This is a genomic window from Escherichia whittamii, assembly GCF_014836715.1.
GTDB classification, from domain to species: Bacteria; Pseudomonadota; Gammaproteobacteria; order Enterobacterales; family Enterobacteriaceae; genus Escherichia; species Escherichia whittamii.
This window is the reverse complement of sequence record NZ_JACSQI010000017.1, coordinates 1-12097: the sequence shown is the minus strand read 5'-3', so window position 1 is coordinate 12097 and position 12097 is coordinate 1. Positions and strand designations below refer to the sequence as shown.

The 12097-nt window shown below is 51.4% G+C and carries 13 protein-coding genes and 1 riboswitch; of the genes, 5 read left to right on the top strand and 8 right to left on the bottom strand.

The genetic code is table 11. The features are described from left to right. Positions 1-4: 4 nt before the first annotated feature. The 3 genes from gatZ to fbaB form a co-directional block, all read right to left on the bottom strand. On the bottom strand, positions 5-1267 hold the full coding sequence (gene gatZ, locus H9644_RS19695; protein ID WP_191776184.1) for a tagatose-bisphosphate aldolase subunit GatZ: 1263 nt from the start codon (positions 1265-1267) through the stop codon (positions 5-7). Positions 1268-1295: 28 nt separating this feature from the next. After that, a complete protein-coding gene (locus H9644_RS19690) occupies positions 1296-2150 on the bottom strand; it encodes a tagatose bisphosphate family class II aldolase (RefSeq protein WP_064526935.1) in 855 nt (284 codons plus the stop codon). Between the two features lie 227 nt (positions 2151-2377). Further along, a complete protein-coding gene (gene fbaB / locus H9644_RS19685) occupies positions 2378-3430 on the bottom strand; it encodes a class I fructose-bisphosphate aldolase (RefSeq protein ID WP_064526933.1) in 1053 nt (350 codons plus the stop codon). 256 nt (positions 3431-3686) lie between these two features. Here fbaB and H9644_RS19680 point away from each other — a divergent pair, with 256 nt between their 5' ends. Genes H9644_RS19680 through H9644_RS19670 form a run of 3 tightly spaced genes read left to right on the top strand, consistent with a single transcriptional unit; the run spans position 3687 to position 6927 of the window. Further along, positions 3687-4964, top strand: coding sequence for a nucleoside permease (locus tag H9644_RS19680; RefSeq protein WP_064526931.1), 1278 nt, complete (start codon positions 3687-3689; stop codon positions 4962-4964). After that, complete coding sequence (locus H9644_RS19675; protein WP_064526929.1) at positions 4961-5965, top strand: ADP-ribosylglycohydrolase family protein; 1005 nt, start codon at positions 4961-4963, stop codon at positions 5963-5965. Before H9644_RS19680 ends, H9644_RS19675 begins: the two co-directional genes overlap by 4 nt. Next, on the top strand, positions 5962-6927 hold the full coding sequence (locus tag H9644_RS19670) for a carbohydrate kinase family protein (protein WP_064526927.1): 966 nt from the start codon (positions 5962-5964) through the stop codon (positions 6925-6927). Before H9644_RS19675 ends, H9644_RS19670 begins: the two co-directional genes overlap by 4 nt. Here H9644_RS19670 and H9644_RS19665 read toward each other — a convergent pair. The 5 genes from H9644_RS19665 to rcnR all read right to left on the bottom strand — a co-directional run bounded on the left by H9644_RS19665 (position 6901) and on the right by rcnR (position 10663). Next, positions 6901-7647, bottom strand: coding sequence for a GntR family transcriptional regulator (locus H9644_RS19665; RefSeq protein ID WP_064526925.1), 747 nt, complete (start codon positions 7645-7647; stop codon positions 6901-6903). The two genes, H9644_RS19670 and H9644_RS19665, sit on opposite strands and share 27 nt — an antisense overlap. A gap of 51 nt (positions 7648-7698) precedes the next feature. After that, positions 7699-8517, bottom strand: a complete 819-nt coding sequence (locus H9644_RS19660) for a glycoside hydrolase family 25 protein (protein ID WP_064526923.1) — start codon at positions 8515-8517, stop codon at positions 7699-7701. Positions 8518-8582: 65 nt separating this feature from the next. Then, positions 8583-9383 (bottom strand): bifunctional hydroxymethylpyrimidine kinase/phosphomethylpyrimidine kinase, encoded by an 801-nt coding sequence (gene thiD, locus H9644_RS19655; RefSeq protein ID WP_191776181.1) that lies wholly within the window; start codon positions 9381-9383, stop codon positions 8583-8585. Then, a complete protein-coding gene (thiM, locus tag H9644_RS19650) occupies positions 9380-10168 on the bottom strand; it encodes a hydroxyethylthiazole kinase (protein ID WP_191776178.1) in 789 nt (262 codons plus the stop codon). Before thiM ends, thiD begins: the two co-directional genes overlap by 4 nt. A 34-nt stretch (positions 10169-10202) precedes the next feature. Beyond that, positions 10203-10299, bottom strand: a riboswitch (TPP riboswitch). A gap of 91 nt (positions 10300-10390) precedes the next feature. Further along, a complete protein-coding gene (gene rcnR, locus H9644_RS19645) occupies positions 10391-10663 on the bottom strand; it encodes a Ni(II)/Co(II)-binding transcriptional repressor RcnR (protein ID WP_137428176.1) in 273 nt (90 codons plus the stop codon). Here rcnR and H9644_RS19640 point away from each other — a divergent pair. Both H9644_RS19640 and rcnB read left to right on the top strand, forming a co-directional pair. Then, entirely contained in the window at positions 10655-11446 is a 792-nt protein-coding gene (locus H9644_RS19640) for a nickel/cobalt efflux protein RcnA (RefSeq protein WP_191776175.1), read from the top strand. The two genes, rcnR and H9644_RS19640, sit on opposite strands and share 9 nt — an antisense overlap. 217 nt (positions 11447-11663) lie before the next feature. After that, positions 11664-12002, top strand: a complete 339-nt coding sequence (rcnB, locus tag H9644_RS19635; protein ID WP_000153060.1) for a Ni(II)/Co(II) efflux transporter accessory subunit RcnB — start codon at positions 11664-11666, stop codon at positions 12000-12002. Positions 12003-12097 lie beyond the last annotated feature (95 nt).

Below are 12097 nucleotides of genomic sequence, written 5' to 3'. Positions count from 1 at the left end.
CTTATTATTCTGCACAACCGTAACGATAGGCACGTAAAACATCATAAATTTTATCCATAATCAGCGGATGCGGTATTGCTGATAATTCCCCGGCCTGAATGCGCTCAAATTGTTTGGGAAGATACTGACTAATTATTCCCAACGGGATTTCCACACCTTCCAGATTCGCCATCATCGTTTCGACGCTATTTTTAATCCGGCTATGCGGCCAGTAATAACGAATACGATCCGAAAGACTGTAACGAATATCCAGTAATGAATCGTTAAAACCAGGACGATAATATTTTTTCCAGTATTGTGGTTCGTCGAGCATCACTTCTTCAATCACGTCCAGACAACCGCTGCGATTTTCCGGCACTATAAGCTCCTTTTCAATTTGCGCCAGCGCAAATATCGCTTCCCGTAAAGCAAAGGTTAATGCCGGGCCGACTTTCAAAATCGCAAAGTGATCGCGTACTAATTCCCGATAAGCCGTCTGGGTCTGGTAATCGGTGGAATGCGCTTCATAAACCATTTTGGTGTTGATTATCCATTCGGCCAATGCCTGCGCTTCTTGCGCCTGATAATGGATAATATTGCTATGGTCAAACTCCACCCCAGGCTGCACCACGATGGCAATCACGCGCGTTAACGCCTCTGCCAGGCCACGGGCGATAAACGCTTTTTGATGCGTGCGTAACGTATTCGCGGCATCTTCTACCCGAGTGATGTGTACCGACTGAATGGCGCTGGCCTCACCGCCCGGAACCGGAACTTCGGTGCCAATAACATAGCTCAGTTGCTCACGCTGGCAATCTGTCGCCACGCTTTCCGCTGCATGGCAGAGTACAGCAGCACGTTCAGCTACCGTTTCTGGGGCTAACGGCACTGGATCGCCAGCGCAGGACATTGACGCATCAAGATGAATTTTACTGAAACCTGCGCGAACGTATGCCTTTACCAGTTCGACGGATTTTTCCATCGCCGCATCCACGCTTTCCTGCTGCCAGCAATTCGGCCCCAGATGGTCGCCACCGAGAATGATGCGCTCACGTGCAAATCCGACTTTATCGGCAATCGCGAACACAAATTCACGAAAGTCCGCTGGCGTCATTCCGGTATAACCGCCAAATTGATTGACCTGGTTTGACGTTGCTTCAATTAATACTTTGCGCGTGCTGTTGCGATCAAAAGCCAGCGCCGCTTCGATAACCAGCGGATGTGCAGAACAGACTGAACATATGCCGATATGTTCACCGGCTTTATGCCGGGCAATTAACGTTTTCATTGTTTTTCCTTGTTAAATGGCAGGTGCGTTATGCCCTGCCCTCACAGCCACAATCGGCGATAACTTTACTCACGACATCGCGCATCGCTAATTTGGCCGGTTGCAAATAATCCCGAGGGTCGGTTGTCTGGGGATGTTCGGTCAGGTATTTTTTTAACCCCTGCGAGAAGGCATTTTTTAGCTCTGTCGCAACGTTGATTTTGCATATGCCCAGATTGATGGTTTGCCGAATATCCTGAGTCGATAATCCTGACGCACCGTGTAGCACCAACGGCAAGTCTACCCACTGGCGAATGGTTTCCAGCCGCGAAAAATCGAGTGCTGGGGCGCTGGCATACATACCGTGAGCAGTGCCGATCGCGACCGCCAGAGAATCAATGCCGGTTGCTTCGGCAAACTCGCGGGCCTGAACAGGATTGGTATAAAACGCATCGGCTTCATCTACTTGAACATCTTCTTCCTGGCCGCCCAGTTGCCCCAGTTCCGCTTCGACACTGACATCAAAGCGATGGCAAAAATCCACCACATCTTTGACTCGGGCAATGTTTTGCGCATAAGGCAGATGCGAAGCGTCAATCATCACCGAGCGCACGCCGGAGCGGACTTTTTGAGCTATATCATCAAAATTAGTGTGATGATCGAGATGAATCGCCAGCGGATGGTTGTATTGCTTCGCCATTGCGCTGACCAGCGCCAGTAGATTTTCTGTTCCAGCATGAGTAAACGTGCCGGGCGTTCCGGCGATGATGACCGGTGCCTGCAGGTTGGCAGCGGTTTCCACCACCACTTGCATCGTTTCGAGATTGTGAATATTGAATGCAGGAACCGCGTAGCCGCCGCGTTGCGCGTTGTTCAGCATCTGCTTTGTCGATACCACGTACATTTTCATATCCTATCGTTTATTTTCGATTTCAAAATATAATGAAATTTTTTGTTTTTAAATGTCGCGATAACGATCACAAAAACGACAATATGAAAATTAATCCAGAATGACAGGCAAAAAAAATGGCCTCCCGGGGGAAGCCGTAACAAAGTGCACGTGGTTTTATGCCGGATGCGGCGCGAACGCCTTATCTGGCCTACGGGGCTGTGCTGTTCGTACGAAGCGTATCAGGCAATCGTAATTTTTTTATCGAGATAAACATCCTGCACGGCGTTAATCAGTCTTACACCGTCGGCCATCGATTTCTTGAACGCTTTACGTCCGAGAATCAGCCCCATTCCGCCCGCACGTTTATTGATGACCGCAGTACGCACCGCATCACTAAGATCGGTTTCACCGCCTGCTGCACCACCGGAGTTAATCAGCCCTGCGCGCCCCATATAACAGTTGGCTAACTGGTATCGCACCAGATCAATCGGGTTTTCGCTGGTCAGCTTGCTGTACACACGATCGTCGGTATAACCGTAATTAATCGCTTTATAGCCGCCGTTATTTTCCGCCATTTTTTGTTTGACGATATCTGCGCCTATGGTCGCCGCCAGATGGTTCGCCTGGCCGGTCAGGTCAGCGGAAACATGGTAATCGACACCATCTTTCTTAAAGGCTGAGTTACGCAAATAGGCCCACAGCACAGTCACCATGCCCAGCTCATGCGCGCGTTCAAAGGCCGCAGAAATTTCTTCAATCTGACGACGTGATTCTTCCGAGCCAAAGTAGATGGTCGCACCAACCGCCACCGCCCCCATATTGAACGCCTGCTCCACGCTGGCATACAACGTTTGATCATAGGTATTCGGGTAACTTAGCGTCTCGTTGTGATTAAGTTTGACGAGGAAAGGAATGCGGTGCGCGTAACGCCGCGATACCGATGCCAGCACACCGTAAGTTGACGCCACACAGTTACATCCCGCTTCGATCGCCAGTTCAACAATGTTCTTCGGGTCAAAGTAGAGCGGGTTAGCGGCAAATGAAGCCCCGGCAGAATGCTCGACGCCCTGGTCAACCGGCAGAATAGAAAGGTATCCTGTGCCGGCCAGACGCCCGGTGTTGTAAAGCGTCTGCATATTACGTAACACCGCTGGCGGACGATTATTGTCAATCATCACGCGGTCTACGTAATCATGTCCGGGGAGATAAAGCTGGTCAGAAGGAATAGTCATACAACGGTGCTGTAAAAGGTTGTCGGCGTCTTTGCCAAGCAACTGCGCAATATCTGTCATTACTATGCTCCCGTAAATTCCGATTAGATTTCGGCTATGGATTGTCCTGGCCCACCTTTGGCGGGCAATCATAATCCTGGTCGTTACGGGCTGGTTTTTCCATCTTCTGGATGTTTTTTCAGCGTTTTCTGTTGGCACGATTCATCAGAAAAAGTGTTACAGCGGTCAAGCTTTCACCGCAAAGGTATTTAAAAGGTATTATTAAGTGGTATTGTCAGCGCGTACCTTACATTACCTGTCATGAAGGAATTAAAAGATGAAAACAACAGCAAAGCTGTCGTTCATGATGTTTGTTGAATGGTTTATCTGGGGCGCGTGGTTTGTGCCATTGTGGTTATGGCTAAGTAAAAGCGGTTTCAGTGCCGGAGAAATTGGTTGGTCCTATGCCTGTACAGCCATTGCAGCGATCCTGTCACCTATTCTGGTTGGCTCCATCACTGACCGCTTTTTCTCGGCGCAGAAAGTGCTGGCTGTATTGATGTTCGCTGGTGCGGTGCTAATGTATTTCGCCGCGCAACAGACCACCTTTACCGGATTCTTCCCGTTACTGCTGGCCTACTCACTGACCTATATGCCGACCATTGCGCTGACAAACAGTATCGCGTTTGCTAACGTCCCGGATGTGGAGCGTGATTTTCCGCGCATTCGCGTACTGGGGACGATAGGCTGGATTGCCTCTGGTCTGGTCTGCGGATTCTTGCCTCAGATGCTGGGATATGACGATATCTCACCGACCAATATTCCGCTGTTAATTACCGCCGGAAGTTCCGCATTGCTCGGTGCATTTGCCTTGTTCCTGCCAGACACGCCGCCAAAAAGCACCGGCAAAATGGACATTAAAGTCATGCTCGGTCTGGATGCGCTGATCCTGCTACGCGATAAAAACTTCCTCGTCTTTTTCTTCTGTTCATTCCTGTTTGCGATGCCGTTGGCGTTCTATTACATCTTTGCCAACGGTTATCTGACCGAAGTCGGCATGAAAAACGCCACCGGCTGGATGACGCTCGGCCAGTTCTCTGAAATCTTCTTTATGCTGGCATTGCCGTTTTTCACCAAACGCTTTGGTATCAAAAAGGTATTATTACTTGGTCTGGTCACCGCTGCGATTCGTTATGGCTTCTTTATTTACGGTAGTGCGGATGAATATTTTACCTACGCGTTACTGTTCCTTGGCATTTTGCTGCACGGCGTGAGTTACGATTTTTACTACGTTACCGCCTACATCTACGTCGATAAAAAAGCCCCCGTGCATATGCGTACCGCCGCGCAGGGCTTGATCACGCTGTGCTGCCAGGGATTCGGCAGTTTGCTCGGCTATCGTCTTGGTGGCGTGATGATGGAGAAGATGTTTGCTTATCAGGACCCGGTAAACGGGCTGACCTTCAACTGGGCCGGGATGTGGACTTTCGGCGCGGTGATGATTGCCATTATCGCCGTGCTGTTCATGATTTTTTTCCGCGAATCCGACAACGAAATTACGGCCATCAAGGTCGATGATCGCGATATTGCGTTGACACAAGGGGAAGTTAAATGAAAACAGAACGTATTCTCGGTGCTCTTTACGGGCAGGCGTTAGGGGATGCGATGGGTATGCCGTCCGAGCTTTGGCCGCGCTCCCGCGTCAAAGCACACTTTGGCTGGATTGACCGTTTTTTGCCTGGCCCAAAGGAGAATAACGCAGCCTGTTATTTTAACCGCGGCGAATTTACCGACGACACCTCGATGGCGCTGTGTCTGGCGGATGCTTTACTGGAACGTGAAGGCGAGATCGACCCGGATCTGATTGGACGTAATATTCTCGACTGGGCGCTGCGTTTCGACGCTTTCAACAAAAACGTGCTTGGCCCGACCTCGAAGATTGCACTTAACGCCATTCGCAACGGTAAACCTGTAGCTGAACTGGAAAACAATGGCGTGACCAACGGCGCGGCAATGCGCGTCTCGCCATTAGGTTGTTTGCTTCCGGCGCGCGATGTTGACTCTTTTATTGATGATGTGGCGCTGGCGTCAAGCCCGACCCATAAATCCGATCTGGCGGTTGCAGGGGCGGTTGTTATCGCATGGGCGATTTCTCGCGCGATTGACGGAGAACGCTGGTCAGCAATTGTTGATTCCCTGCCCTCAATTGCGCGACATGCACAACAAAAACGCATCACCACGTTCAGCGCCTCTCTGGCGGCGCGTCTGGAGATTGCGCTGAAAATTGTGCGCAATGCCGACGGCACCGAGTCCGCCAGCGAACAGCTTTATCAGGTCGTTGGCGCAGGCACCAGCACCATTGAGTCCGTGCCGTGCGCCATTGCGCTGGTTGAGCTGGCACAAACCGATCCTAACCGTTGCGCCGTTCTGTGCGCCAATCTTGGTGGTGACACTGACACCATCGGCGCCATGGCAACAGCAATTTGTGGCGCGTTGCATGGCGTTAACGCTATCGATCCTGCGTTAAAGGCGGAACTGGATGCGGTAAATCAGCTTGATTTCAACCGCTATGCCACGGCACTGGCGAAATATCGTCAACAACGGGAGGCAGTATGAGCGGCGCTCGATTACACACGCTGCTGCCTGAATTAACTACGCGTCAGCCGGTGATGGTGATTGGTGCGGCGGTCATTGATGTGATCGCCGACGCTTACGCCCTGCCCTGGCGCGGGTGCGATATCGAGCTGAAACAGCAGAGCGTTAACGTTGGCGGCTGCGCACTGAATATTGCCGTGGCGTTAAAGCGCCTCGGCATCGAAGCGGGTAACGCCTTGCCGCTCGGTCAGGGAGTGTGGGCGGAGATTATTCGCAACCGGATGGCAAAAGAGGGATTAATCAGCCTGATTGATAACGCCGAAGGCGATAATGGCTGGTGTCTGGCGCTGGTTGAGCCGGATGGCGAACGCACGTTTATGTCATTCAGTGGTGTGGAAAATCAGTGGAATCGCCAGTGGTTGGCGCGATTAACCGTTGCGCCTGGCAGCCTGCTCTATTTTTCCGGTTATCAACTGGCCTCGCCCTGTGGCGAATTGTTAGTGAAATGGCTGGAAGAGCTGCCAGACGTGACGCCGTTTATCGATTTTGGCCCCCGTATTGGCGATATCCCGGATGCATTACTGGCGCGCATCATGGCCTGTCGACCATTAGTGTCTCTCAATCGTCAGGAGGCTGAGATTGCCGCCGAACGTTTTGCTTTATCCGCAGATATAACAACGCTTGGCAAGCAATGGCAGGAGAAATTTGCCGCACCGTTGATCGTTCGCCTCGATAAAGAAGGTGCCTGGTATTTCAGCGATAACGTTTCAGGCTGTATACCGGCATTTCCAACGCATGTCGTAGATACAATTGGCGCAGGTGATAGCCATGCCGGTGGCGTACTGGCCGGGCTGGCATCCGGTCTGCCACTGGCAGATGCAGTATTGCTGGGCAATGCGGTGGCGTCGTGGGTTGTCGGGCATCGCGGCGGGGATTGCGCGCCGACGCGCGAGGAACTACTCCTCGCACACAAAAACGTATAAATCGCTGCGACAGCGGCTGATGCTGTATTCAATAGGCCGTTGCTGTTGGTCAAGCGCTACTTGCTTGATCACCAGCACCGGTATTTTGCTATCTAACTGAATATGTGACTGAAACTCGGCATCCGGCATTCGGGCGCTAACGCGGGAACGGGTACACTTTGGAAAAATATGCTGACTGCGGAAGTAGTCATAAAGAGAAATACCGATGGCATCAACATCATGAATTAAATGAGCAGGAACCCACGACTCCTCAATCGATACCGCTTCTTCATCCACATAACGAATACGCTTAAGCAAGAAGACATCACTTCCCGCTTCAACCGCCAGTTGCTGTGCCACCTCTTCAGGGCACTTTACCACTCGCTTGTTAACCCATAGCGTATCGGGCTTTTTACCGCGCAACACCACCTGCTGAGAAAAACCTCGCGCTTCTTTCAGCGAGTATTCGAAGATGTTGTTGATCTGCGTACCGTAGCCACGCGAACGCGTCACCACGCCCTCTTCTTCCAGCGTCTGCATCGCTTTGCGCACCGTAATACGCGAAACGCCGGTTAACTGACTTAAATCGCGCTCGCCGGGTAAAATATTGCCATGCTCCAGCACTCCGCTGCGTACGGCATTTTTTACCGTTTCCGCAAACTTAATATAAAGCGGCGTGTTGTCCGCCGCTAAAATACGTTCGTTCAGTTGGGCGATAAGCTGGGTATGCGCTTGTTCCATTTGTCTTTTTCCTGCCGGGGAATCTGGTAGGAGTATATCACTGCTGGTTATTTAAGGCGTTTCTTTAATGCCATCAACGAAAGCCTGCAACTCCTCCGCTGTGCCATTAAACACATTAAAATCCACCGGGCCATTAATGCCATCTACCTGTCCACGGTCGGAATGCTGCCAGAAACGCCAGGCCATGCCGTCATTGTCCGGACGACGTTGATAATAGTGAGCCACCCACCACGGATATTCATTGAAATAGCCCGCCAGATTCGTGTGATAAAAAACGGCTCCGGAGTAAATAATCGGCTTTTTTCCCGTGCTTTTTTCGACCATTTTTAGCCACTGACTTACCCGCTTGCGTAATTCCTTCGCCGATAATTTTCCCCGTTCTTCTACGTCCAGTACCGCGGGGAGATCGCCTTGAGAGAAATCCACCGTTTGCAGAAATAATTGCGCCTGATCGGTGGCGGATACCGACGGAGAAAAATAATGATACGCGCCACGCAGCAGGCCATTTTGACGGCTTTGACGCCAGTTACGCGAAAAATAGGGGTCCACCAGGTTTTCGCCTTCCGTCGCCTTAATAAAAGCAAACTGTAAGCGGATACCGTTGTCGCGCATTTTTGCGACACGCTGCCAGTCGATCCGCGCCTGCCAGCGTGAAACATCAATACCGTGAATGGTGTAATTGGCAGGAATGCGAATAGCAAAAGATTTGACCGGACGATAGCCATAAAAGTAGATGTAGTCTTTAATCTGAATTGCTGTCGAATAGAAAAAATTCACCGTCTGGCCAGGATGAATCGCAACAATGGAAATTAGCCCCAGAGTGCATAGCAAAGCGGTGAATTTTTTTCGACTGGCGATTCTTAGCTGCATTGGTTTCATCCCTGAATTTCAGCGCGAAAAAGCTGAAAAATGCCAAAGCAGCTATAGTACGGTGCTCACCACCACGCGTGAAAGTGGTGAACCGGACCAATCCCGTGACCGACTTCCAGCGTGTCTGCCTGCGCTAACGCCGCTGAAAGCCAGCTTTTTGCTTCCTGAACGGTGTCGCCCCAGTTTGTATGGCGCAGACGCAATGCCGCCAGCGCCGCAGAGAGCGTACAACCCGTGCCATGGGTGTTTTTGGTCATAATGCGCGGCGCGGTAAACCGCTGTTCGCCGTCGCGAGTAAACAGCCAATCCGGGCTTTGCTCATCATCCAGATGACCGCCTTTCATCAGCACTGCACCGCAGCCCATCGCCAACAGTGCTCGCCCCTGCTCCCGCATTTCCTGTTCGTTATGCGCATGTGGCGCGTCGAGCAAGGCGGCAGCTTCGGGCAAGTTTGGCGTTATTAATGAAACCCGTGGCAATAATCGACTGCGCAGCGTGGCAACCGCCGAAGGTGAAAGTAGCGGGTCGCCGCTTTTTGCCAGCATGACGGTATCCAGTACCACGTTTTGGATCTGGTAACGTTGCAGCCGTTCTGCCACCGCTTCAACGATATCGGTTTCCGCCAGCATGCCGATTTTAGTGGTGTCGATTCGTACATCGCTGAACACCGAATCGAGTTGGGCGGCGACAAAATCTGGCTCAATACGATACACCGACTGTACGCCACGGGTATTTTGCGCCACCAGCGCGGTGATTACCGAGCAACCGTACGCACCTAGCGCCGAGAAGGTTTTAAGATCGGCCTGAATTCCTGCACCACCACTCGGATCAGTACCGGCAATCGTCAGAGCGTTAATCCGTTTCATGCCAGTACCTCCTGCGTCAATTGCCAGAGCGCATCAAGGAAATGTGGAACAAAACTGCCCGGCCCCTCGCTTCTGGCGACTGCGCGCTCTCCGGCTTGTTTCATCCAGTGACAGCCAGATGCGACGTTTTCCAGCGTATCGCCAGGTAATGCACAACAGGCAGCAACAACCGCCGATAATGCACAGCCAGTTCCTACCACTTTGGTCATTAACGGATCGCCGCCGTGAATACCAACGGTGCGACGACCATCGGTAATATAATCCACCTCGCCAGTGACCACGACGATTGCGCCAGTTTCCCGTGCCAGAGTTTGCGCAGCAGGCAGTGCGCTTACTGTGGCGTCAGTGGAATCCACACCACGGCCACCATTGGAAATGCCCGCTAATGCCATGATTTCCGATGCATTACCGCGTATCGCTGCCGGTTTAAAAGATAAAAGTTCATGACAAAAACGGCGACGATAATCGAGCGCACCAACCGCGACCGGATCAAGCGTCCAGGGTGTTTGGGAGTGTTTTGCCTGTTCAACGGCGGCACGCATCGCCCGTGCGCGTGGCTGCGTCAGTGTGCCAACGTTAATCAGCAAAGCACTGGCGATGGCCGCAAATTGACTGGCCTCTTCGGTTTCGATAACCATCGCTGGCGATGCACCGAGCGCCAGCAAGGTATTGGCAGTAAAGGTTTGCACCACATCATTGGTCATGCAATGCACAAGGGGGGAATGTTGGTGAAAAAGGTGTAACGCGTGCGCAGGTTGCGCCGGACTCAGCAGGTCGATTTGCATAGTTTGCTCCTGCCATAACGTGAAGAAGCAATGACCTGGCGGCCTGTGACTTCCCTACGCTGGCATTATCCAGATCAGGTGATACGGGTATTTCTCAGCCTTCACGTAGAAGGGCACCCCGAGTCGTTTGGTTGCGATGATGAATCGCAGATGAGGATGGTAATGTCCCGCGCACACGTTGTAAACGAGGAAAAACGGCGGTATTACAATAACGTTGTGAAATTATTTGATATAAGAATCCAGCACCTTAAGAACAACATCCAGGTCTTCTTCACGCTTTAGCTCATCCCCCTGGTGAACTATGTGTTCCGTCAGATGACCTTTAATCACTTCCCGCATCAAACCGTTTACCGCACCACGGATAGCGGCAATCTGTTGTAGAACGGCAGCGCATTCGTGCGGCTCGTCGAGCATTTTCTTGAGCGCAACGACCTGTCCCTGAATCTTACTGACGCGTGCTTTCAGTTTCTGTTTATCGCGAATGGTATGAGACATGGTAACGCCTGGTTTTTCATCCCCAGCGCCATCTTACTTGGTGCGCTACATGGTCTGGAGCCAGGACACTCAAAAACGATGATGGCGGCGTTTATTATCGCCATTAAAGGCACCATCAAACAGGCGGTGATGCTTGGACTGGCGGCAACCATATCGCATACCGTGGTAGTCTGGTTGATTGCTTTTGGTGGGATGGTGATAAGCAAACGCTTTACTGCGCAGTCAGCGGAACCGTGGCTCCAGCTGATTTCCGCGGTGATCATTATTGGCACCGCGTTCTGGATGTTCTGGCGCACCTGGCGCGGCGAACGAAGCTGGCTTGAGAATATGCACGGGCATGATCATGAACATCATCACGACCACGAACATCACCACCATCATGAACATAGCGACAGCGAAGAGTATCAGGATGCCCATGCACGAGCCCATGCCAATGACATTAAACGCCGCTTCGATGGCAGAGAAGTGACCAACTGGCAAATTTTATTGTTTGGTTTAACAGGTGGACTGATCCCCTGCCCAGCGGCAATTACCGTGCTGTTGATTTGCATTCAGTTGAAAGCCCTGACACTGGGCGCAACACTGGTCGTCAGTTTCAGCATTGGCCTGGCGTTAACGCTGGTCACCGTAGGCGTTGGGGCGGCAATCAGTGTTCAACAGGTTGCAAAACGCTGGCGCGGATTTAACACTGTCGCTAAACGCGCCCCCTATTTCTCCAGTCTGTTAATTGGCTTAGTCGGGTTGTATATGGGAGTGCATGGCTTTATGGGTATTATGAGATAAAACAATTACCTGGGCTTCGCTATCCCTTTAGCCCAGGATGATTCTTAAATCAACTTATTCCGCTGACTTCTCGTTCAATGAGGATGCTTTTGCTGCATCCTTTCATTTACACTTTTTACGAAATCATGGGATCACTAACAAAATATCTCTTGTCGGTTATATTGTATGGCAGGAAAGATATGCGACTGATTTTACTGATCCCCAAAGTGGAGAGTATATGACCATAAAAAATAAGATGTTGCTGGGTGCGCTTTTGCTGGTAACCAGCGCAGCATGGGCCGCACCAGCCACCGCGGGTTCGACCAATGCCTCGGGAATTTCAAAGTATGAGTTAAGCAGTTTCATTGCTGACTTCAAACATTTCAAACCAGGTGACACTGTGCCAGAAATGTACCGTACCGATGAGTACAACATTAAGCAGTGGCAGTTGCGTAACCTGCCCGCCCCTGACGCCGGAACCCACTGGACCTATATGGGCGGTGCATATGTGCTGATCAACGATACCGACGGGAAAATCATTAAAGCCTACGATGGTGAGATTTTTTATCATCGCTAAAAAAAGCCCCCTCGGAGAGCTGTCTCTTATACACAAGTCCCCACCCGGGGATTTGTGATGTCTGTCAGTCTGCTTTAGGGGGGACTCTTTCCATC